32 protein-coding genes are annotated in these 21,679 nt (G+C 52.6%); 29 read left to right on the top strand and 3 right to left on the bottom strand.

Annotation, left to right across the window (positions count from 1 at the left end):
- Positions 1–11 precede the first annotated feature (11 nt).
- The 25 genes from IAE41_RS02045 (at position 12) to IAE41_RS01925 (ending at position 16,114) form a co-directional block, all read left to right on the top strand.
- Positions 12–257, top strand: a complete 246-nt coding sequence (locus tag IAE41_RS02045) for a hypothetical protein (RefSeq protein ID WP_200731876.1) — start codon at positions 12–14, stop codon at positions 255–257.
- Positions 254–1,348, top strand: coding sequence for an ArdC-like ssDNA-binding domain-containing protein (locus IAE41_RS02040; protein ID WP_200731875.1), 1,095 nt, complete (start codon positions 254–256; stop codon positions 1,346–1,348). Before IAE41_RS02045 ends, IAE41_RS02040 begins: the two co-directional genes overlap by 4 nt.
- A gap of 7 nt (positions 1,349–1,355) precedes the next feature.
- The gene (locus IAE41_RS02035; protein ID WP_200731874.1) at positions 1,356–2,357 is read left to right on the top strand and encodes a zincin-like metallopeptidase domain-containing protein; all 1,002 of its coding nucleotides are present in this window, start codon (positions 1,356–1,358) and stop codon (positions 2,355–2,357) included.
- On the top strand, positions 2,357–2,968 hold the full coding sequence (locus IAE41_RS02030) for a hypothetical protein (RefSeq protein ID WP_200731873.1): 612 nt from the start codon (positions 2,357–2,359) through the stop codon (positions 2,966–2,968). The genes IAE41_RS02035 and IAE41_RS02030 overlap by 1 nt, the downstream gene beginning before the upstream one ends.
- Before the next feature lie 8 nt (positions 2,969–2,976).
- Positions 2,977–3,603: a hypothetical protein gene (locus IAE41_RS02025; protein ID WP_200731872.1), complete on the top strand. Its 627-nt coding sequence runs from the start codon at positions 2,977–2,979 to the stop codon at positions 3,601–3,603.
- Between the two features lie 59 nt (positions 3,604–3,662).
- Positions 3,663–4,046, top strand: coding sequence for an ankyrin repeat domain-containing protein (locus tag IAE41_RS02020; protein ID WP_200731871.1), 384 nt, complete (start codon positions 3,663–3,665; stop codon positions 4,044–4,046).
- Between the two features lie 20 nt (positions 4,047–4,066).
- The gene (locus IAE41_RS02015; RefSeq protein ID WP_200731870.1) at positions 4,067–4,612 is read left to right on the top strand and encodes a hypothetical protein; all 546 of its coding nucleotides are present in this window, start codon (positions 4,067–4,069) and stop codon (positions 4,610–4,612) included.
- Between the two features lie 150 nt (positions 4,613–4,762).
- Complete coding sequence (locus IAE41_RS02010; protein WP_200731869.1) at positions 4,763–5,158, top strand: hypothetical protein; 396 nt, start codon at positions 4,763–4,765, stop codon at positions 5,156–5,158.
- A 117-nt stretch (positions 5,159–5,275) separates the two neighbouring features.
- Complete coding sequence (locus IAE41_RS02005; RefSeq protein WP_200731868.1) at positions 5,276–5,422, top strand: hypothetical protein; 147 nt, start codon at positions 5,276–5,278, stop codon at positions 5,420–5,422.
- 27 nt (positions 5,423–5,449) lie between these two features.
- Positions 5,450–5,809 (top strand): hypothetical protein, encoded by a 360-nt coding sequence (locus IAE41_RS02000; protein WP_200731867.1) that lies wholly within the window; start codon positions 5,450–5,452, stop codon positions 5,807–5,809.
- Between the two features lie 8 nt (positions 5,810–5,817).
- A complete protein-coding gene (locus IAE41_RS01995) occupies positions 5,818–6,321 on the top strand; it encodes a hypothetical protein (RefSeq protein ID WP_200731866.1) in 504 nt (167 codons plus the stop codon).
- A gap of 252 nt (positions 6,322–6,573) precedes the next feature.
- Entirely contained in the window at positions 6,574–6,975 is a 402-nt protein-coding gene (locus tag IAE41_RS01990; protein WP_200731865.1) for a hypothetical protein, read from the top strand.
- Positions 6,976–7,182: 207 nt separating this feature from the next.
- Positions 7,183–7,416 (top strand): hypothetical protein, encoded by a 234-nt coding sequence (locus tag IAE41_RS01985; protein ID WP_200731864.1) that lies wholly within the window; start codon positions 7,183–7,185, stop codon positions 7,414–7,416.
- Positions 7,417–7,424: 8 nt separating this feature from the next.
- Positions 7,425–8,312, top strand: a complete 888-nt coding sequence (locus tag IAE41_RS01980; protein WP_200731863.1) for an ankyrin repeat domain-containing protein — start codon at positions 7,425–7,427, stop codon at positions 8,310–8,312.
- 22 nt (positions 8,313–8,334) lie between these two features.
- Positions 8,335–8,694, top strand: coding sequence for a hypothetical protein (locus IAE41_RS01975; RefSeq protein WP_200731862.1), 360 nt, complete (start codon positions 8,335–8,337; stop codon positions 8,692–8,694).
- A gap of 273 nt (positions 8,695–8,967) precedes the next feature.
- A complete protein-coding gene (locus IAE41_RS01970) occupies positions 8,968–9,591 on the top strand; it encodes a fimbria/pilus periplasmic chaperone (protein WP_200731861.1) in 624 nt (207 codons plus the stop codon).
- Positions 9,588–11,765: a fimbria/pilus outer membrane usher protein gene (locus IAE41_RS01965; RefSeq protein ID WP_200731860.1), complete on the top strand. Its 2,178-nt coding sequence runs from the start codon at positions 9,588–9,590 to the stop codon at positions 11,763–11,765. The genes IAE41_RS01970 and IAE41_RS01965 overlap by 4 nt, the downstream gene beginning before the upstream one ends.
- Positions 11,762–12,139, top strand: a complete 378-nt coding sequence (locus IAE41_RS01960; protein ID WP_200731859.1) for a hypothetical protein — start codon at positions 11,762–11,764, stop codon at positions 12,137–12,139. The genes IAE41_RS01965 and IAE41_RS01960 overlap by 4 nt, the downstream gene beginning before the upstream one ends.
- Positions 12,140–12,216: 77 nt before the next feature.
- Positions 12,217–12,708 (top strand): hypothetical protein, encoded by a 492-nt coding sequence (locus tag IAE41_RS01955; protein WP_200731858.1) that lies wholly within the window; start codon positions 12,217–12,219, stop codon positions 12,706–12,708.
- Positions 12,709–12,749: 41 nt separating this feature from the next.
- The gene (locus tag IAE41_RS01950; RefSeq protein WP_200731857.1) at positions 12,750–13,262 is read left to right on the top strand and encodes a hypothetical protein; all 513 of its coding nucleotides are present in this window, start codon (positions 12,750–12,752) and stop codon (positions 13,260–13,262) included.
- Between the two features lie 127 nt (positions 13,263–13,389).
- The gene (locus IAE41_RS01945; protein WP_200731856.1) at positions 13,390–13,920 is read left to right on the top strand and encodes a hypothetical protein; all 531 of its coding nucleotides are present in this window, start codon (positions 13,390–13,392) and stop codon (positions 13,918–13,920) included.
- Positions 13,921–13,923: 3 nt separating this feature from the next.
- A complete protein-coding gene (locus IAE41_RS01940) occupies positions 13,924–14,511 on the top strand; it encodes a hypothetical protein (RefSeq protein WP_200731855.1) in 588 nt (195 codons plus the stop codon).
- Positions 14,508–14,822 carry a hypothetical protein gene (locus IAE41_RS01935; RefSeq protein WP_200731854.1) on the top strand — a complete coding sequence of 105 codons (315 nt, stop codon included), beginning with the start codon at positions 14,508–14,510 and terminating at the stop codon, positions 14,820–14,822. Before IAE41_RS01940 ends, IAE41_RS01935 begins: the two co-directional genes overlap by 4 nt.
- Before the next feature lie 44 nt (positions 14,823–14,866).
- The gene (locus IAE41_RS01930; protein WP_200731853.1) at positions 14,867–15,253 is read left to right on the top strand and encodes a DUF4431 domain-containing protein; all 387 of its coding nucleotides are present in this window, start codon (positions 14,867–14,869) and stop codon (positions 15,251–15,253) included.
- A gap of 72 nt (positions 15,254–15,325) precedes the next feature.
- Positions 15,326–16,114, top strand: a complete 789-nt coding sequence (locus IAE41_RS01925; protein ID WP_200731852.1) for a DUF4942 domain-containing protein — start codon at positions 15,326–15,328, stop codon at positions 16,112–16,114.
- A gap of 30 nt (positions 16,115–16,144) precedes the next feature.
- Here IAE41_RS01925 and IAE41_RS01920 read toward each other — a convergent pair whose 3' ends face one another.
- A complete protein-coding gene (locus IAE41_RS01920) occupies positions 16,145–16,768 on the bottom strand; it encodes a hypothetical protein (protein WP_200731851.1) in 624 nt (207 codons plus the stop codon).
- Positions 16,769–17,056: 288 nt separating this feature from the next.
- Here IAE41_RS01920 and IAE41_RS01915 point away from each other — a divergent pair, with 288 nt between their 5' ends.
- Both IAE41_RS01915 and IAE41_RS01910 read left to right on the top strand, forming a co-directional pair.
- On the top strand, positions 17,057–17,725 hold the full coding sequence (locus tag IAE41_RS01915) for a hypothetical protein (RefSeq protein WP_200731850.1): 669 nt from the start codon (positions 17,057–17,059) through the stop codon (positions 17,723–17,725).
- 99 nt (positions 17,726–17,824) lie between these two features.
- Complete coding sequence (locus IAE41_RS01910) at positions 17,825–18,484, top strand: hypothetical protein (protein WP_200731849.1); 660 nt, start codon at positions 17,825–17,827, stop codon at positions 18,482–18,484.
- 138 nt (positions 18,485–18,622) lie between these two features.
- On the opposite strand, the gene IAE41_RS01905 is transcribed toward IAE41_RS01910, so the two are convergent.
- Both IAE41_RS01905 and IAE41_RS01900 read right to left on the bottom strand, forming a co-directional pair.
- A complete protein-coding gene (locus IAE41_RS01905) occupies positions 18,623–19,108 on the bottom strand; it encodes a hypothetical protein (protein WP_200731848.1) in 486 nt (161 codons plus the stop codon).
- 62 nt (positions 19,109–19,170) lie between these two features.
- Positions 19,171–19,659, bottom strand: a complete 489-nt coding sequence (locus tag IAE41_RS01900; protein ID WP_200731847.1) for a hypothetical protein — start codon at positions 19,657–19,659, stop codon at positions 19,171–19,173.
- Positions 19,660–19,770: 111 nt separating this feature from the next.
- Between IAE41_RS01900 and IAE41_RS01895 the strand changes: the two genes are divergently transcribed.
- Both IAE41_RS01895 and IAE41_RS01890 read left to right on the top strand, forming a co-directional pair.
- The gene (locus tag IAE41_RS01895; RefSeq protein ID WP_200731846.1) at positions 19,771–20,289 is read left to right on the top strand and encodes a hypothetical protein; all 519 of its coding nucleotides are present in this window, start codon (positions 19,771–19,773) and stop codon (positions 20,287–20,289) included.
- 24 nt (positions 20,290–20,313) lie between these two features.
- The gene (locus IAE41_RS01890) at positions 20,314–21,669 is read left to right on the top strand and encodes a hypothetical protein (RefSeq protein ID WP_200731845.1); all 1,356 of its coding nucleotides are present in this window, start codon (positions 20,314–20,316) and stop codon (positions 21,667–21,669) included.
- The last annotated feature ends 10 nt before the right edge of the window (positions 21,670–21,679 follow it).

Genomic DNA, 21,679 nt, shown 5'->3' with positions numbered 1-21,679 from the left:
TCATCCATTTAATGATTTTCAACTATTTGGATTTACAAATTATGCATTCAGAACAAGAAGAAGACTGGTGGGACGATCTGATCGCGGCAGAGCGGTTCGCTGTGTACAAGGTTGGTGGTGATTTAAGAATTCTCTTGCATCACGACTTTGACGACGCAAGAGTACAGCTTCTCACGGTTGACGAAGTTCTGTACCGCATACGGCAAGCATTGGAAAAAGGGGTGAGCATTTCTATTAACTTGGAGACACGGTTATGAGCGCATCAAACGAATTGAAGCAGGACATTGCAGAACGGTTTTACGACCAACTTAGAGAACGCCGGTCCATTTTGGATTACGGCTTCAACGAAAAAGAGAAGCCGCTGCCGGTCATTGGCGGCTGGCCGATTGGCGCAAGTGGCTACCCATTCAAGGACTTCAACGCCCTTCAATTGATGACTGTTGCGCTCGATCGTGGCTTCACAAGCCCCATCTATATGAAGTCCGAGCAAATCAAGAAGAATGGCTACTACATCGCCAAAGGGGAAAGCAAAGCCACAAAGATTGAAAGCACCTACAAGCAAGAGGATGGCGAAATCAAGTCGGTAATGTCGGTGTGTTTCAACGGCGATCAAATCAAAAATTTGCCCGCAACCCAGCAACAGTTCGCCTGGCACGGTAAGGCCGAAACTCGTGACACGTTCTTGGACGATCTGATCGCCAAGACCGGCGCCAAAATTTCCTTTGATCCCATGAACGCGCCCTACTACGAGCGTTCAACCGACACCTTGTACATGCGGCCACAGTCGGAATACACATCCAAGCACCCGGACGGCAAGAGCGCGTACTACCACGATCTGATGTTCGTTCTGAGCGATTGCGCCACGCACCCCAGCCGCTACCAAGGCGTGCAACCTGGGGAACAGGGCAGCGAGCAGGACAGCCAATACCGCTTGGGCCGTCAATTGGCGCTGTTGCAGATCGCCAGCCGATTGGGCATGACCTACGAGCCCGACGACAGCGGCTGGGCTCAAAACTACATCAACAGCCGGCCCAACTGGCAAGAGTTGCTGCGCGCATCAAAAGCTGCAGAAGCCATTTTGAAAACAATTGGTGTGCCCGAAGTCCAACACGAGCCCGTGCGCTCAAAGGTCTGGAAGCAGGAGACATCACAAGCATTCCAGCCGACCGTAAAACCAGCAGAGCAAGAGCAAGCCCAAACCGATCCGGTGCAGTCGTTTGTGGACGACAAGCTTCAAGTGATCCATGTGGCGGACAAGCCCAGCAAAGAGGTGGGTAAGGCTGTTAAGAAAGCTGCTGCTAGAAAGCTCAACGGATCTGCGAAGAAAGAACAAACACTATCAATGTGAGGTGGCAATGAGTAAGCAAGACGAAGCACGCAGCATTGCCGCTGAATACATCATTGAGCAGATGCAGCAGGGCGTGATCCCGTGGCGCCGGGATTGGAAGCAGCACAGTTCGACGGGAGCGTTCGGAAGCCTGCCCTACAACTATGCGCGTGGAAACACCTACCACGGCAGCAACGTCATGATGCTAATGATGGCTCAGGCGGCGCGCGGCTTCCAAAGCAACGGATGGTTGACATTCAATCAAGCCAAAGCACTGGGCGGCACGGTGCGCAAAGGTGAAAAAGGCTCCAAAGTCGTTCGAGTCATCAATGTCTCCGACAAGCAGGGAAACCCGGTTCTTGATGAAAGCGGGCGGCAAAAGATCGCGTTGATTACGTCGGCGGTGTTCAACAGCGAACAGTGCGATGGCCTGCCCATTCGCGAGGCGAAAATACCCAAGCCTGTGGAGTGGAGTCACGAACAGGCCGAGCGTCTGATGAAGGACAGTGGCGTTGAGTATCGGTACGGCGGCAACGCGGCGTTCTACACGTTGGGCCAGGACTACGTGCAACTGCCGACCAAAGAGCAATTCCGCACGATGGAAGGGTTCTACGCCACCGCCTTGCATGAGACGGGACACGCCAGCGCTCACCCCACACGCCTGGGGCGCGATCTCAGCGGCAAGTTCGGTTCGGAGAAATACGCCAAAGAAGAACTGATTGCAGAATGCTTCTCGTTGATCGTTGCCGACCGCTTGGGCTTGTCGGTGGATCAAGACTACGACCCCGGCAACCACATTGCGTACTTGCAATCGTGGATCAAGGTTCTGAAAAACGACCACTCTCTGATCTTCACGGCGTTTGCAGAGGCCGAAAAGATCGCGACGTACTACAACGTCAAAGAGTACACGCGCAAAGCCTTTGAAATGGAGCGCGACGAAGACGAAGTGCGACCATCCAGTGAAGAGTCTCCAAAGCCCACCATTCAAGTCGTGCGCCGTCCACAGAAGACTGAAATGGAGGTGGCGTGATGTGGTACTCAGACGCAAAAGAAACACAACAACTTCTTGAGAGCGAGATTGCCCGACTGTCAGCCGTCTACGACAAAGCAGGCAATGCACCATCACTGGAAGGAATGGTTGACCAAATCAAAGAGTTGGCCGGATTGAACTTGCGATTGAAATTGTTTGAGTCAAAAGTGGAGCGTCACCGCGAAGCATTCGACAACATATCTGGCGACTACAACGATTTGGAGATTGGAAGGCAGATCATGACCAATACCGGCATCGCCGGCCACCAGTCGCGCGCAACATTGCCTCAAAATATGCGCGACATGATTGACACAAGCATTCCTTTGTTGAATGCGCAGTTGTGTGATGTCTTCCTAGAACGGGTGCGTGAGCGTTTCAATCTTCCGAGCGACGCCCAACTCTTTGTTCGTGGCAGTTGGGAAAACCACGCGGTGCGGATGCAATCCGTGAAAGACGACGTGGTGACCTTTGTGCACAATGATACAGGCGCCACTCACACTGTGGCCGCAAGCAAAGTCTATCTGGACGGTGGAGAGCGCAGTGTTTCGCTTTCCAGTGTCCTACGTCAGATGTGCCCTGGGCGGCACGTCAATCACCATCCGCAGATGTGAGGGGGCGCATGGACAAGCCAACACTTGCCGATGAGATGACGCTAATACACAGCGTAAAAGCCAAGGCTGCTGATTATGCGCAAAAGCGCAATGAAGAAGCGTTGAAGGTCATGGTTGATGAAGTGTGTAAGCTCACCGGGCTTCGCTTTAGAGCCCGGTTGCTTGGGCAGGCAACGACGCCAAGCGTGCTGGACGTGCAGAGTTTGTGCGAAGAGCTGACCGATGAAGAGATAGGCCACCAAGTCATCTCACGCAACGGTATTGGATCGAGTGACACCCGCAGATCGTTCCCAAAAGAGTTTGGTGATTTGCTGGACATGAGTATTCCGCCCATCATGCCTGTGTTGTGCACCGTTTTTATGGGGCGTCTGTCGGAGCGCTTCGGATTGGGGGATGACTTGGTTGCATCGGTTCAACGCGCACGGGTCGATCGCCAAACCATAGAAGTTGCGGCCATTCGCGATGAATACGTGGAGTTCAACGTCAAAGGCGACGATGAGAACCGATGGTACGTTCCAATCAAAGACGTTCTGTTAGAAGGCAACGGTAACGCCATCACCATGGACAGCGCGCTCGCGCAGATGTCTGTTGGGTTCCAGGCACGGCAAGTGGTGCAGCAGCAATTGATTTTTTAGAGTTTGCTGCTTGACAAAATCTCCCCTTTTGCAATTGTAAGAAAAAATAAGGGGAAACTATGGACAACTTATCTCTTCAAGATGTACGTGTGCTTGCCAAGCATTCACACCACCACCTCATCACTCATACGGACGCGAACGGACGAACAGCGTTGCACTGGGCCGTCATCAACAAACGCTTCGATGTCGCCGACGCCTTACTTGCCCTGGGTGCCAACCCACTGGTGAAAGACAAGTTCGGAAAGACCCCGATGGGGTACACCAACCCCATGAAGTTGACGGAACGAGACTGGCGGATTAGGACAAGCGTCGTGGTTCAATTCTGGAAAAAGAACGCCCCGCGTGCACAAGAGCTGCAGCAGTCGTTCGCTTTAAGCATCAGCCACAACCAGACCATTCATGCATTGGTCCGCGCTCAAGATGTCCAATTGCGCATGCGGTGAGCTTGACAGAAATCAAATGTGTGATTGATTGGGTCATCATCACACACACAGGAGATTGTATGCGCAAAACTTTAATTTCATTAGCGGTATCTTTAAGTTTAATCTCGGGCGCTGCCGTGGCTGGATCTAAGACCTCATCTCAAAATTATGGACGCGATCAAGCGTTGTCCCAACGCAACATCCAAGAAGGCGTGGTTCTCATGGTTCGTGATGTGCGGATTGAAGACCGTTCCAAGGTGAACACCGGAACGTTTGTTGGTGGGGCGGTGGGGACCGCCATTGGTGACCGCGCAAGCCGCAAGAGCCGCGACACACGCAACGTTGCCCGTGTTGTTGGCGCAGCAGGTGGTGCGTTGATTGGGGGCGCCACACAGCGCGCTGCAAGCGGACACAGAGGCTACGAAATCGTAATCCGCACCCACGACCGCCGTGGACGTTCCGAAGTCATCTCAATTGTCCAGGACGCGGATGTCAACGTGCGCCAGGGCCAAAGTGTTCTCATTAGCGGCAGCGGGCGTGACGTTCGTGTTGTCCCAATTCCCGACGCATTGACTAGCTCGCGTTGACAAGTCAATCAAGCCCCTGCGGGGGCTTTTTTGTTGCAATGAATCCAAAAGCTTAACGGCATGACAAAAGATCGGGCAGAAGCTAGCTATATTGGAGATGATTGAATAGATCCAATTCACTGCATCGGGCAGGGGTTAAAAGGATAACCAATGAGCAATGTCGTTTCCGAGATTGAAAAGCAGCTTGCCGACGCCATCAAGCATCAAGAGGCGCTTCAAGAAAAGTTGCTCAAGGAACGCACGAAGGAGGCTGGCAAGTTCTTTGAAATCCTCACGGGTGGGCTGACAAAATACCTCGACGTATTGACCAACGATCAGCGCTCGCAAATCGCCCGTATGGTTGGGTTTGTCCACACCAAGAACAAGGCACATGGAAACCGCAATGCGCGTGGGGGCGCTCCAACACACAAACTGGCAAACACACAGGCAAGCCAGTTCCACTACCGTGGTCGCGGGCGCAAACCGCAGGTTCTGGTAGATTTTGAGGCAAGTCCGGAGGGGCAGGAATTGTTGAAAGCAGGTAAGCCCACACACATTGCACTGTAAGGACTGGATCCAACAGCCCCCACGATGTGGGGGTTTTTTTTTTGTCTCAACAAAAGGTATTGACAATGTTGGGCCTTGTGATTTAGTGAAAATACAAGTGAACGTAAGGAGTCATCTATGAACTACATGAAGAAACAATTGGCGAAATACATTTTGTATGTTGGATTGCCTTTGTTCGTTCTCCATTTCGCCGGAGCGGCGTTTGAGAAAATCGACACCATTGAAACGGCGATGGGCAACCTTCAACACGCAGCAGGGCGGTAAACAATGTTCGGGTGGACGGATCTGGTTGTGGTTAACGCTCTGTCGCTTGCGGCCTTTGCGTTCTACTTTGCCGCAGCCATTCGTTACGGCTTGAAGCGCAACTGGAAATCGTCTTTGGCAATGGTGGCGTTTTCTACGGTTCCGTGGATTGTGCTGCTTTGTTTGACCCGAATTTGTTTGTACTTCTGCATGGATATGTGGGGCGTATGGATCACCCTGGGCGCGATGAAAATAGCGTTTTGCTGGACGTGTGGAGCGTGTATTGCTTGTGTTCAATTCCTGCCCATTCGCGGTGTAACTCTTCCATCGCTTTTTGTTGGGGTGGGCGTTGCAGCCGTTGGCACGGCGTTCTCAATCATTGAATTATTTGCACGGATTGATTTGTAGGAGGGTCTATGAACTACTCACATTTAGAGAAAAACGAAATACTGTTGTCAAAAGCCATTTCAACTCACTCGGATAACCCCGATGCATTGCGCTGGTATGTGCGCGTTGCCTGTGAGGACTTCCCTGGCCGTGCACCCCGCATTTGCGAACATGCGATAGGGTCGATGATCCATTTTGGGCCAGACAACTTACACGTATTGGTTGGAGCGCTTATTGATGCCGGCGAGGAGATGCCGCCAAACGTGTTGTGGTTGATGTGCAAAGAAGGCTTTTTGATTGGTGAGGTTGCTCCGCAAGTAGTGGATCTTATGGGTTGTATTTTAAAGAGTGACAAGCCGGTGTCGCTGTATGAAGTTGAATCCACATTGCATGTTGCCCAAATTGTTGGGTGCAATGATGTTGTTGAATTGTTGAGCAACTACATAGAGACACAACGGGAAAGGCAAAAGGAAAACATTTGCAGTGCTCTTTCGGGCGCACAGTTTAAGTCCAGCATTGGGCGCAAAATTTGATTTCAATAAAACGTCTTGACTTTGTTTGCGATTGTGTTTGTATGAATGGATAAATGGGGGTATCTATGGCGCGAAAGACATATTATCAATGGGAGCATGCTTCGGGAGAACTGTTTTGGCAATCGAAGGGAGTTCATGATTACTTGCTCAAAGGAGAATTAAACCGGCGCTATATGAAGATGGTTGGATGGACGGGGAGGCGGAAGCTCTTCACCAAGTCAGAATTGATTGAAACTAAGGTTGGGAGGGTCAATGCGTAAATCGAATGAGAGAAGTCATCGGGTTAAGCCGTCGGGCAATTGGGTGCCAAAGACCTGCGGGTATGCAATGTTTTATGAGACAGCTAAGTATTACGCGCGTCTGGATGCGCGTGCGACAAAGCTTGATAAAACGATGGCGGGAACGTTGCGAGAATTTATTTGGGAATTTGTAGAGAACCCTGATTTTGACCGGGATGAGTTTTTGAACCTGGGCTGTGAGCCACAAAAGCCGAAGCCTTCAAATCCTAATCATGTGGATGATGTGCGTGGTGCAGGTATAGGTTTTATTTCCGACGCCAAGCCGGTTGTCAGTCAGATTGAACAATTGGCTAGCGATTTTGGTATCAGCAAAGCTTCGCTTGTGCGCTACATCCTGCGGAAAAATTTGCAATAGATTTCGTGGACAGTGTTTCGTGAATAAGCCCCGTTTCGGGGCTTTTTATTGGGTCATCCGCCTTGCGGACCGCGCTTATGGTCTACGACGCGCGCCACTGTCGCGCCCCTGCGGGCTTCAATCGCTTGCCCATTTTGTCAATGTCTCAATAAAAGGTATTGACAATATTCGGATATGTGTTTGATTGATTAAAACAGGGGATAAATTATGAAACCACTCATTGCAACATTCATTTTAATAGCTCCGCTGTTGTCGGTCGCCGAAGAGGCGCGTGGACGTTTTGTGGTGTCAATGACCATCGTTGAGTCGTGCGTGTTAACTGATCAAGGCTTTCAAAAATGCACGACAGGAATGCGCGAGCCGACGGTTGTCCAGGAAAAATTGGCAATCAAAACCTCCGAGGGATCCGATGAGCGGATCGTCACTGTAGTCACTTACTAGGGGGTCGTATGGATAAAAAATTCAACAAGCACGAGACGCAAAAATTCATCACGTCAATACAGGCGGTGGATCCGCAAGGTGTGCGCAGCGCTTTAAAAAACAACGCGGACCCGACACCGGTTTTGAAGACTGATTTGAACGTTTGGCACGCCCAATTGCGGGTGCCAGCAAACGAGGTGGATCCGCACAACAAGTGCACTGCTTTGGACAAAAGCGCCGCACTACTCACAGACGTTCTGCCACTGGACAACATGCAATCCGTGAAGTGGCTGGGTTTGGCCGGACACGTGCCGATTGCATCGGCGGACGCCAATGAAGTGCGTATGGGTCCAAGCTCGTTTTCCAATGCGGTGTTGGCGGCGGTGTTCGACATGTTCACTTCCATCATTGGGGATCGCCCCGAGGTGGACTCAGAAGAGCAAATCGCTGCACTGGCACGTGCCAAAGAAATCATTGATCTATGTTTGATCCACAAGTGCAACCTGGCCGGGTCCGACGCCAGAGGCATGACCGTCTTGCATTGGTGCTGTGCCTTGTACGACGACAAAGAGCTTGTCGAACGACTGGTGGCTGTGGGTGGCACGCCAACGATCAAAGATAAGGATGGGTACACATCAATTGACGTTGCCGCGCAATACGGCCATCTCAACTCGTTTGCCGGTTTGAATGTTCGCGAGCAAGAAAAAAAAGACGGCAACCTTGCAACCGCTCCAACCAAAGACGATCTGGAAAAGATCGATTGGAGCGAGCTGGAGCCCTGCAACGACTTCATATCCACGCCCCCCAGCCCATCTGCTGCCCCGCTCACTGCGCCAGCCAGCAAACCACCCAGCCGCTTGGCGATGTTCTTCAACGTTCTCCTGGGGCGGACCAGCCCTTTGGACAACGAACACTAATCAACTCGTAAAGGAGACACATATGAAAAATCTATTCTTTGGATTGACCGCAGTCCCACTGTTGGCTCTTGGCGCCCAATCTCAAAACGCCGACCTGGGCACGGTCCTATCGGTGAAACAAACCTGCGCATTCGTCTCAGGCTCAGCCGCCGAATTCCTGCGCTGTGACACATACGAGCAGCCCGATTGCGGCAGCGCATTCTGCGACGGTTTGGGTGGCTTACCCATATCAGTTTCCGTCGAGCGCAACACCGAACAGTTTGACCCCGAAGAGATGCCGTTGTGGTGTGATCGCCAGCATTGTTACGCCAACACAGGGCCATTCAGGGTCACATTGGACTACGGAAATTTGCGCAATCAAGGAATGCGTGACAGTTATTAGGAGAATGGTGGGGGGGGGTTGTCAATCTGCTTCAATGTGACGGAATGTCTATTTTCAAACGACCAATTGCGGCGGATGTGTATCGAGTAGGTCGCTTATTGACGAGCAAGGTCAGATGTCAAATTCGTAATGAAGTGTGTGTTGTCGTTTTGCCAGTCATTCCATATCGTCCGGCCACCAATTTATACAGCGTGGCGTTGGATCTAAATAAAACCTATTGACAATATTGGTTCTTATGTTTAGCTGAATTTATTAAATTAACAGGGGGTTTTAATGATTAAAAGCATTGTTTTGGCCGTTTCTTTGGCGCTGGTTCCTTTGGTGGCCTCGGCCGCTTCGGTTGGCCCGGTTTTCAAAGTCAACACCGCAGGGGAGAAGAGCGGTGTGCTGACAATTTCCAATGACGGTCCTGATCGTTCGTATCAGATCACTGTTGACGAACTGACCGTTGAAGGCGGTGTGTCCCGCAGAGGGCCATCGGAGAAAATTCGTTTTGCGCCGTCGATTGTCACGGTGAAAAAGGGCGCCACCCAATCCATTCGTTACATCAAGTCCGACCAAGTTGGACGTGAAGAATTTTTCCGCGTGAGCGTGGCCGAACTTCCCACACCTGGGGAGGTTGGGCTAATTAAATTGGTCAAGCAAGACCTGGCGTGGATTTGGCGTTCTCCATCGGCCAAGGCCACCCTCACAGGTCGTTGGATTGGCGATCGCTTTGAAGTGACCAACACGGGTGACGCCTCGGCACGGTTGGTGTCCCCTTCATCGGGATCCGCAACACGCAGTGGCCTGTTGGGCTATGTCTTGCCCGGTGAAACCCGTTCGTTTGCACTTCCCGATTTCCCGCACGGCGTGGTGTCGGTTGAAGTGAATGGACAGCGCCAGGACATCAAATGAAAAGATCGGTCATCGCCTTGGCGATGGCTGTCTGCTTTGCACAAACCTCTTGGGCCTCAGACGCAACCATCGCCGCTGTATCCATCAATGGGTCGCTCAAAAGCGACGTTGAAGAACTGCACGTTCGCGACGATGGGCAGTTGCTGATTGCCAGAGAGCGGTGGGCGCAATGGGGAATTCAATTGCCCGCATCGTTGGCCGAGCGCGACGTGGTGTCGCCGTCCGATTTGAACGCAGATGTTCATTACGACGCAGCCACTCAAAGCTACGACATTCTTGTGCCCGCAAAGTATCTACCGGCGCGCGACTACAACCCTGTTTCCCGCATGCGTACGGACGTTGGCCCTTCGCCCAAAGGGGTGATGCTGGGTTACGACTACCGCGCGCAGGACAGCGATACGTACGGCTTCACACAGTCGTTGTCGTACGACATTAGATCCAACGTTTTGGGCGGGACATTCTATGGAGCCGGACAACTCAACGACGAAAGCAATGGGCTCAGCCACGAGCGCTCTTTAACGACGTGGAGCAAGGATCTGTATGCCTCACAGACTCGCGTGCAGATCGGCGATGTCATCAACGCCACACCCAACGGTGCTCTTCTTGGCTCGCGCAACATGCTGGGTGTTCGGGTGGGCACCGATCGATCGTTGAGCAACGACGCATTTTATCCTGTGCCCACGTTCAACGGCGTGGCAGACACACGCTCCACAGCAGAGGTCTTTGTTAACAGCGTGCGTGCGTCCCAACAGCAATTCCAGCCGGGGCCGTACCAGTTCGCAAGTCTCAATGTCCCGGTTGGGTTAAGCACAGTCTCCATGGTGGTTCGCGACGAACTGGGCCGTGAATTTTGGACAACACGTCAGTTCTACAGCACACCCAAAGCTCTTGCCAAAGGCCGCAGCGAATGGGAAGCCTCGGCCGGTTTGATGCGCAACGGAGGCTTGGGCAACGACTACGCAGACCTGGCGTGGAACGCGGTGTACGCACGCGGCATGTCCGATCGCTGGACCACCACCGCTGCGTTCCAAGGCACGGCCAAGGGTCAGTCGGCCATGTGGGGCAATCTGTGGACCTTCGGGCGCTGGGGGGCAGCAACGTTCGACATCGCAACAAGCGGCGACGGCATGGCCGCCACGGTCGGTTACGAGCGGCGCACCAACGGCTTGTCATGGTCCGCTTCGCACACTCACGTCACCGACGACTATTGGAACTTCAACCGCGAACGGTCGCGCTTCGCGCTTGAGTCGCAAACCACCCTGGGCATTGCTTATCGTCAAAATAATTTTAGTGCCGCGCTCAACTACAGCGATGTGCGCTATTCCAACCGCTCGACCAAGTTGCTTACGGCACAGTCGCGCTGGAAAATGAACTCGCGCGCCGAACTGTCCGCTTTTGCTCAGCACGACTTATCGCTGCGTGACACGACGTTGAACGTGGGGTTCCGCTACCAATTTGGAGCCGGCTCGGCCAGCGTCAATCTCAACGATGGCGAATGGTTTGGTCAAGCCAATGGTTCCACCACACTCAAGAACCGCCGTTTGACATGGAACGGGAGCGCCAGCGCCGGCAATCACTATGTGGCGGGGCGTTGGGATCTGCCGATGTCAACGTTGATACTGCAAAACAGCACAACCAACACTGTGTTTGGAGCCAACGGCGGGCTGTGGATTGGTGAGGGCGGTGTACTGCCAACCTCACGTCCGTTTGGATCGTACGCACTCATCCGTGTTCCCAACATGCCCAACACACGCGTTCAACTCACCGGCAAGAGTGTCACCACAAACGCCCTGGGCGTGGCCGTGGTTCCCAACGTCTCAGCACTGTTCGACCAGACAGTGACCGTGGACGCCCTGAGTCTGCCGTTTGGCGTGCAGCTGGACAGCTTAAGCAAAAAAGCCGTTGCTCCGCGTGGGGGCGGGACAAAGCTGCAGTTCGATGTTCTGAGCAACACCACACGTGAGTACGTCGTTGTTCGCAACGGGGTTCCGATCGATATGGCCAATGTGCTGGGCAAGCAAACCGTTGTTGGGATGCGAGGGGCATTGGTGCTGGAAGCACCTATCGCTGGTGACGTACTCACCATTGAAAAAGACGGTTCCACATGCGCCGTCACCATCCCGCAGTCGGGCGAACTGGACAAACCAATTTTGGAATGCAAGGAGGTTTTATGAAAGCGCTTCTCATCGCGTTGCTTTTGTTCTCAGGCACCGCCTGGGCGGACTGTTCGATCACCCCCAACCAAGACTTTGCGGTCTTGGATCAGGACGGAGGCGTGAACGTGCAATACCTCATCGAATGCGACGAGCCCACCGCCGCCACATTGCAAATTGACTCAAGTCAAATGGTCTTGCGATCGGCGAGCAACCACGAAATCCCATTGTCGGCGGCGCTATCCGGAGAGCCGTTGATTGATGAAGTGTCCATCGATGTTGGCGACGCGCCACTGCTGGTCACGATTGAATTCCGAAGTGTGTTGTCCACTTCGGTTCGCTACAAAGCCGCTGGTGTTTACAGCAGTTCTGTGCGTCTGGATCTGAACTATTAGTTTGGGCATTGACAATATGATGTTTTATGTTTTTCTGACCATGATGAAACACTTCAATCACTAAAAAAGGAGAGTAAATGAAAACAGCACTATTAACCGCAGCAACAGCCGCCGCCTTGCTGGCATCGGGATCAACTTTTGCCGCATCAAAGTCCACAACCATGAACTTCTCAATTTCTGTCGCGGCAGTATGCGAAATCTCACTTGAACAGGATTCATTGGAAACAGCAGCCGTGGGCGGCTATTACACAGGTGGACGCTTTGAAGACAATCTTGGCGTGTTGTGCAGCGAAGATCTTCCGTACATCGTTGAAGCTTCCACCGACGCCAATGGACAGGTCATTGCGACATCGGCCACGTCCGCACGCCAATACCCAGTGACGTTCACACGTGGAACGGATCCATCGAGCAGCAACTATTTTGGTACGGACGCCAATGGGTTGGCGCACGCCGCCGTGGGAACAGGGGCGTATCAAGCAATTCCATTCGGTTGGTCTTTTGGCTATCTCGATAAGGTACTGGCCCCTGGCACCTACAGCGCAGCGGTGACCTTTACGGTGACGTACTAATTACAACACAACAATCTCATCAATTTAAGGAGTGCTTACTTATGAAAAAAACACTAATTCTTGCATCAACCGCCGCCGTCGCCTTGCTGGCATCGGGTTCCTCATTCGCCGCAACGAAATCCGCCACCATGAATTTTTCGTTCTCTGTTGCCGCAACATGCGACATCTATCTGACCGTAACCGACAGCATCAATCAAACCGATGTAATTGACAGTGCCGGCGAAGGTTGGTCCGACAACCTGGGGGTTTTATGCAGTGAGGACTTGCCGTACATCGTTGAGGCGTCCACCGATGCCAACGGTCAGGTATTGGCTACGTCCGCCACATCGTCGCGCCAGTACCCCGTGACGTTGTATCGCGGGCTGGATATCCGCTCGGCTCCGAAGTTCGGTACGGACGCCAACGGCTTGGCGTTGGCTGGTGTGGGAACCGGTGCGCACCAAGCAATCCCATTGTCCTATGACTTTGGTCAGCGCGACGCCTACTACGGCTATTACAAGTCGTTGGCGGAAGGTACTTACACCGCGTCCGTAACCTTCACAGTGACGTACTAACCGAGGCATTGCCATGGTGATCAATCAAGGGGCGCAGGTATGCGCCCTTTTTGATGTCCAGGGTTCTCGGTTGGGCGTTTGGACCGCTTGGGCTATCATTGGCTGAACAGGGGACATGGACGACGCTATGAAGATGACACCGGAGCTTGCGCAGGATCTTGTGCGGCTGCAACCGTTGATGGACAAGGCCAATGAGCCAGGTGCCGACGCTCAGACAGTGGCGGCGGCGTTTGCGGCGGGCCAGGTGGTGGTGCGCGCCCACAACCAGCAGTTTGCCGAGTATTTCGCCGGACGTTTGAATGGTGTTGCGCTCACCTTCAACCGTGGCGAGTTCAACTATTCGTTCAAGGACGCGGCAGACGCAGCCCACGCGTTCACCATGTTGTCGATGCAGCAAGTCAATGACCCGAAATCCAAGGCGATTTCAGGCGGTGTTATCAACTTGCTTCTCAGAGACATGAAGTACAAATCCAGCTTTGAAAGCGATGAGTCGTACCTGTCGGCCATCCTGATGATTGCGCAGTCGATGCACTCATATCGTGTGTCGATTTTCAATCAATTTGTGAGCGAAGGTCGGCAAGCACAGCGCGCTACGTTCTGGCGCTACTTCGTTATTGGTGCCGTCACTGTTGGCATGGCTTACCTCATCTGGGGCTGAACAATGAGCATGCCACAGTCAGTTCGCAACTGGTTTTCAAGTAAGTTTGCGTGCCACATCTATAGTTTTTTGGTGATCCTGGTCATCGCTATCGCATGCTATTTTTACGACAAGGATCTCTTCGGCAGCCTTCCAAAGACGGTCGGCTCTGTCAGTGCTTTCCTCACCGTGTACGGTGTGATTTTTGCATTGATTGAGCTTGTTCGCACGCGCACTGCGGCTGAGCTTGCTGAGCAGAGGGTCACAGAGGTTGTGCAAGTGGTCGAGGATCTTATAACCGCGCGTGAAATTACCGAATGCCAAATCGCAGTGGAGTCTGCTCTAGATGGGATTTCGCGTAATGAGGATATTTCGGCGCGCTATGTGGTGAAGATTATCCGGCTGTACAGTCAAGTATTTCCTGATGCGATGTTGGATGAACAATCGCCGCACAGGTCCAATCGGTCGATACTTGAAACATATCGGTACGTGAAACGCGTGTCAGACAAAAGCAAGGGCCCGGTTCAGACACAAAAAGCTTTGATGTCAATATCCGGCCACTTGGCAGAGATGCAAGGCCATACAAAACGCGGAAAGGAGAATGCCCAGTGATCCCTAAAGTATTTCAAGAGTTTATGAAAAAGCTCCTTCAGGAGACCGAAGACGGCGCTTTGGTATGGAGTGAGGGGGACTACGAGTCATTTGTCTGTGATCACAAAAATAGCACTTTGATCATTCGTCGGAATTTCGACGAAGAGCGTGACAGAGACTATGTGGTCTTTCGTTTTATTAGCGGCGAGAAGAATACGCCATTCAGTGTTAGTGACGCAGATGCGGACTACCAGCAGATGGTCAGAATATATGATGCGGTCGTCGCTAATGCAAACGATGTTTCGGCCGACCTCGATAACTTCTTCGATTGACGTTCATCCATACTTTTAATTGATGACGCGAGATAAGCATTTATATGAAGAAGATCACGTTGCTGTTCCTTTTGATCGGGCTGCTGTTCGTGTCGGGCCTCCACGCGCAGACGTACCGGTACGAGCCAGAGCAAGTCAGCTTGTATGGTACGTTGGTGTCCATGCCTGGAGAGACTGCCGATGGTAAAAAGTATATGTACCCGGCCATTCAGTTGTTCACGCCCATCTCGGTGCAGGCGGAAGATGAGTATTCGCCGTACGTCGGTGGCGTTCTCTTGATTCAGCTGAACTTGAACAATGACTTGATGCGGGTTTTTCAGCGTCTCAAGGGCAAACAGGTCAATATGACCGGAACTCTGTTTCATTCACACACAGGGTGGCATCAAACGCCCGTGTTGATCACCGTTAGTGACATTGCAGAGTCAAAGTAATCCTGGCTTATGCTGGAATGATTAGGGCGCTCTTTAGCGCCCTTTTCTTTGGCCTTGACAAAATTGGGATCCATGTTTGATTGGCTGATCGAACAATTTATGGGGTCCAAAATGTCTGAACTGATCAAGTCCGTATCCATTGAAGCCGTTCTTATGCGCCACGATGTGGTGCGTCAGCGCTTTGAAGAGATGATCCAATCCATTGAGTCCTTTGTTGAAGAAGCAAAGGCCATGGAATTGCATGTGCCAGTTCAATCGGCGTTGCAGAAGATCGACTATTGTTCGCTAGAGCCGATGGCGTCTGTTCGTGCCGAGTTCGACCGCTCAATGACACGCGCTGGGTGGTGGCATGTTCTCAAAGGAACAGGCCTGTACGACTGCATGTCCAGCACACGCCGCGCGCAGTGGTCCGACACACTCAACTCAAAGCATTCCGATGTAGCAGCATTCTCCCTTGACACGGTTGTTGCAACGTTCGACACGTTGATTTCCGAACGCGCGGCGTTGATGGAGGAGGGCGTTGTTGAGGCGTACCGTCGGCTATCCTGGGACTTCAAATCCCATTTGCCCACACGCCTGGGCAAGAAGATCATCACCACACACAACACTTACGGAATGAGTACGGTGTTGAAAGATCACGCCCTGCACGATCTCTTGCGGGCCTTCTATCGATACGATGGCAAGCCGCATCCGGATTTTCGCGATCAATGCTCCGTCGAACGCTTTGCAGAATACATTGACGTGAAGTTGTTCAAAAACGGCAACGCACACATCATTTTCAAGCGCCCCGATTTGGTAGACAAGCTCAACGCAGTTATCGCGCGGCACTACCCCAGCGCGCTTCCTGCTCCGAGAGCCTGACAGTTGCCAGGATACATGCGTGCTTGCTGATTAGTAGCAAAGTTCAAGCAGCGATTTTCCTCCGCCGATCTGTTTGCTCATGCTTTCAAAGAACAGCGACTTGCCGTTCTTCTCATCGTACAGCGCGAAAAATTCGTTCCAAACCGTGCGGTGCCTGTCGTTGACTGTGGTTGTGATGGTACGTACGACATCGTTCAGGCGCGCAAGTGTTGCATCCACGCCGGCTTTCGACATCACGAATTCAATGCTGTCCGTGGTGAGTTCACCAGTAATAACGTCGCTTTCAAAAATCGACGTGGGGTTCATCGAGAAGGCCAAGAAAGGGATTGCAGCCTCACCGGAGCCGTCTTCCAGTGTGTTGTACAAGTTGACCACGTGACTGTCCACGCGCAACAAAATGTAATTTTGATCTCTGCTATTTGCGAAGTGCGCCACATCTTGCGCTTTGCGTGCACTCGCTACAGCAAGAGCGTAGTTGAATCGTGCGCTCAGCCTAAGCAACACCAATGCCGCAATTTCATTGCCTGCGTCCGATGCAGGGTTCGCGAGTTTAGATATCGCTTCATGGTGCCCGCCCAAAGCCAGGGTGTACGAGCTTTCGTAATAGTTGGAGGCACTGGCGAAGATCCCATTTGTGTCGTTGGACAGTTCCATGGGGCGGTCATTTAAACGCAGGTCGTACACTTCTCGCACATCAAAGTACGGCCGGTCATCTGAGTGACGGCTGTGAAAAAGAAATCGACACAATCGATCCAGCTGGATGTGCCGCGCACGCACTCTCGACAAATCCTCAGTCAGATGCATAGTGCCCCCGCTTCCACTATTGAAGATTGCATTCTATCACCTGGATTTCGGGAAGTGGATGTCAAGAAAAGATCTTGACAATGTATATATCTCTGTTTAGCTGAGGCCACAACAACAAGAAAGGGGGTGGATATTATGATGAAAAAAATATTGGTTATGGCGAAAAGATTGATGTGCGGTACGGCCCACTCTGCTGGTGCAAGTTGCGAACCTGAGTTGGATTTTTTATTGTCTCCTGGAAATCGTCTTTCTCATGCCATTAGCATCGGTGACGCAGAGGCTTTCAAGTCTTTGGTAGGGGATGATCCAAGTCTTGCAAAGCAGTACACATTTCACAGACGCCCAACCTCGATTGCTCCGGGGGCAGTCATAAATACTCTCAGATACATTGTTGAGTGCGGGAGTCAAGAAGAGCTTCTCAATGCGTGTAAAGAGATGATCCTGTTCGCGCTTGAATGTGGGGCCGATATCAACGCTCGGGAGGAAGACGCTCGAGAGGAATTTTGGCGTGGTTTGACCCCGCTGGAAATCGCGATCTACTCCTACAGCTTTAGATTGATCCCATTTCTCATTGAGCACGGAGCGCGCCCCGTCAAGGGTTGGAGGGTGAATACGTTGACCTATGCAAACATTGTTTCGGTATTTCAAAGGTACAACGGTGGCCCTCTAAAGGTTGAAGGAGCAGAATTGCAGGACATCATTGACGGATTGGCAACGTTTGAGTCCAAAACGCAAAAAAATACTCTGTTGCGTGAGCTGGACGTTGCTTCGGATGAGCTTGAGGGCAGGCCGCTGCGGCGCATGTGAGACGTGAAAAACCCTGCTTCGGCAGGGTTTATATTTGAGGGCTTGACAATGTTCGGATATCTGTTTGAGTGAATCTATATCACGCAAACAGGGGGCTCTATGTACGATGATGAAATCAATTACGATGAAAGTGAAGGTGAGTTGTTGAGCGTGATTGCGTTCAGCCCGGCGATGTCTTTTGATGAGGATATTGAAGACGAGTTGGTCATTGAGCAATTGAGTGTGGTTTGCAGGGCTGAATACATTGATGCAGACGGCGACGAATGCATTGCGTGGTTTGATGCCGTACTTGATCATCGCGGGTTGAATTTTGACGAGCCGGAGTCTCTTAAATGCGGAGGCACGACAACCGACAATATGTATGAGTGTGTCTCCGATGCGTTTTCGGAAGCCATTGACTCATGCGTGTACGATTTGGGTGACGCGGTTGACCATATGCACATTCCGGTCACTTCACGTGACGCCGAGTTGATCTTTGAAATGGTGGACAGCCAGTTCGTTCACGAGATTGATGATGCCCACTATGTGTGCTGCGACCGATACTTGGACCCAAATGACCTGGGTGGGCGTCACTTGAACACGCCGGCCCCGTACTACGCTATTGAGAGAAATACGGACCTCTTTATTCCCCTCCATTCCCCTGCGGATTTCTTGCAATTGGACGAAGAGTTCCAACGTGCCCGCATACAGAACCACATCAATGTGGGTCAAGAGGAGCTAATTGAGGTGCAGCGTTCGGTTCAGGTTCGCCGCATGTAGTCGGGTACACCCGATGGGAAAAGCCCTGCATTGCAGGGCTTTTTTGCTTCGTTGGGTTCTGGGGAAGGTATGTTGCCAGTCATCAGTCAACCTGGGCTGCTTCGCGATGTCCGATCGAACATGGCTCTCGATACGGGTCTAACTTAGCCCTTGAAGCTCTCTCACCACGACTGTGGAGGGAATGCGTTCGATCTCTGTGTGCAACAATTTGTAGATGATGTGAATGTACTCGCGGCCATAGCAAGCGCCCATGAAGCCAGTGCGGCGCGCATCGCTCGGGACAGTCTCAAATTCAATTGAGTCCTTATACAGATCCATCCCCGTTTCCATGTTGTACAAGATGGCCTTGACCATGGTTGCCGGGCGGTATGTGGTGTCTTGGTACATCGCATTGAACACGGGCAGCAATACTTGGAGTACAGATAGGTTGCGTTCGCTTGCTTCTGCTGCGGCGTCGCTCATCGTTGCGGCATTTAAAAAACACACGAAGACGAAATATGCTGGCGTCGGGGTGTTGCTGTCTTTGTACGTAATGTGGATAGTGTAGACAGGCCTGTAGTCGTGCAGTTCAGGCTGATTCGATCGCGCTTTATTTTCTATGATCTTTGTGAATCTGTGTTTCATGATCTGTGCGAAGTCCTATTTGCGTTGCGTACCTTTACTGGATGGGTGGCTGGTGATCATTTCTATTCATCGGCAGCCGTTTGAGCGATGAGTTTGGTTATATCGGTAACGCCGTCCTCATCCAATAAGCTGCATCGAAAATTCAGAATGTGCGCATTTGTGTGGGTGCGGTAGCGACCAAATTGCACCACCACTTCCAGCGGAATGAGTGCGGCGTACTCAACATTCAGAGTGCTGTTGTAGACCACGGCGGCAAGTTGATCGAAAGGGTTAGAAGCCATGTTCCGCAGTGCGCTCAACTGCGTGCTTTTGTTGGCTGCGGTAAGTCGTCGTCCCTTGATTTGATAGCGCGTGCCGTCTTGTCCAACCGCATCAAAACCAGCCTGGGAGCCAACAGCCAGAGTGGCGTTGAGGGCGCGGGCCACCAGCGTCTCTGTGTAGTCCGCTACGGGGTTGTTGGAAGAACGCACCACCCCTCGTTCCCGCAGCGTTTCCATGACCGTGCAATGGAGTTCCAGCAACTGTCGGTCCGTTAGGTCTTCCATGCTCATTCCACAGTCCTTGTCCAAAAGGCTCAGTGTGCCAACCGCCATCATATCCCTTGGTTGCGTGGCGCTTGCCCACGAAGCCGCTAAACTGGGCCTGTCAAGGAAGGGGGTTCTATGGCTGGTTTCGTGGGGTTCGTGGTTCTGGTGCTTTTGCTCCTGGTCCTGTTCAACGTTGTGGCGTCCAGGGATCGGGTGATCCGTGAACTGCGTGAGCAATCGGGGCAGCAGGGCAGGGACATTGCCGCGTTGAGGCAGGTGTTGGACGCGGTTGCCGATCGCGTGCTTCTGAGCCGCGAACAACGGCGCGTCAAGTGGTTTGACGAACTTCCACCGTTCGCTCTGGACGACTTCAAGTCTCTTAGCGCTGGATCTGAGCGCGAGTTGATCATGGCTTGTGGTAGCAGCGACGACGCGGAGGTCCTGGGCCTGCGCTACCGACACGACCGGCTTGAGTTCCGTAGTGACGGTGAAAAAGACGCGGTTGCGTACGGTGTTGCCCGCCCGTGGGCCACGATCGAGGATCGGCCAGTCAAGATCTATTTTAATCAGTACGCGCTCACGTCCAAAATAGTGGGATTGGATCAGGACGGTTTCGTGAAGCTTGCTCCGTACCACGCACGCTTGCCGGAGTGAGAAGACGGGGTGGAGGATGAACTTATGGACGCTGAGATCGAACAATTGATCGCTCATTTGGAGCGTGTGAACTCTGAGGGTTTTAAATGGAGCACTGAGGATGGCTTCCCTGCTTTTGTAGCCGTCACGGGCGGTGCGTGCTACTTCTCCTCACAGGCCCAACTGTGCCTGGCTAGGATTGGACGGCTCATCCACAGCAACAGACCAGCGACTGCTTCACGGATCGAAGAACATGAGTTAATCGGCAAGCTTCGAACGGTTGCGGCCCAGGCTTACGCGGAAGGGTTGTTGAAGCGTGGGGGCATAGCGGCCATACGCGCGTGTAAACGCGTGATGCTTGAGCTGCTGGAAGCAAAGATTAAAGAGGCCGCCGATCCCATCACACACTTCTTCCCGGCTTGGACCACCGGACTTGAGCGGAAAGGGCCTGTCTTCCTTGGGCCGGTCCGCGTGCTGTCTGTATCCGACTGGTTGAAGACCGTCGAAATCTATTCGGGCCCGGATGATGACTCGATCGACCCTTCGTGGAAGCAGGCCGTGCAGGGGGATGCAGCGAGGCCGACTGATGCGCGGACCAGTCTTTTGCTCGGTGCCGTCGAAGAGTCGCTAGGCACATGCAACGCGGTTGTTGCAGTGACGATCGAGGGCTTTGAGCAGGAGTTCTCAAGAAAGCTCGCCCACATCGCGGCGAAGAATTGTCTGGACATCCTCTCGCTGCTTCATGAAACCCCGGATACGTTTGTCACGCAGGGGCTTATGGAAGACCGGTTGCAGCCGCTTGATACGCGCACGCTCAGCGAGATGGATGGATTTCTCAATATATCCGGGAACACCAGGCTCAGGCCGATGCTTGGGGGCTCTCGATTTGGCGCTGTTATGGAGCGCGTCAGTGAACTAAGCGCGTCCATTTCACAAGTTGTTGGGGCCGTTTTGACTGCCCCCGATGTCACCCATCCCCAACTGTGCGCGCGTTGGTCGATGGCACTGCACTGGTTTGCCGAAGGTTGCCGCGAGCCTGATGATGCTGTTGCCGTCGCAAAGATCGGTACATCATTTGACATTCTGTCTGATGGCGACAAAGCGGCCGGCATCCGGCGGACCGTGTGCTGTCTTCTGGATTTGGACAGCGACGCGATTGTCACGAAGTGGCCCGAGCCAAAGACATTGAGACAGTGGGTCGATGACATCTACGAAAAGGGACGCTCTCAGATCCTCCACGGCAACCACGTGGACCGGCTTAAGTCCTTTGCGGAAATGCGCCAAGTTGCTCAGCAGTTGTGCGGGATCACGCTTCGGATTTCGCTGGAACGCTTGGGTTCTTACGACCGTGCGGATGATTCAAGAGCGTTCCAAACAATGACGGGCGCACCGGCTGCTTGAGACTTTTGGG

Origin of the sequence: Stenotrophomonas sp. S39, from assembly GCF_016624665.1 — a bacterium.
Lineage (GTDB): Bacteria > Pseudomonadota > Gammaproteobacteria > Xanthomonadales > Xanthomonadaceae > Stenotrophomonas.
Note: the sequence above shows the minus strand (reverse complement) of the source record. Positions and strands in the feature narration are given on the sequence as shown.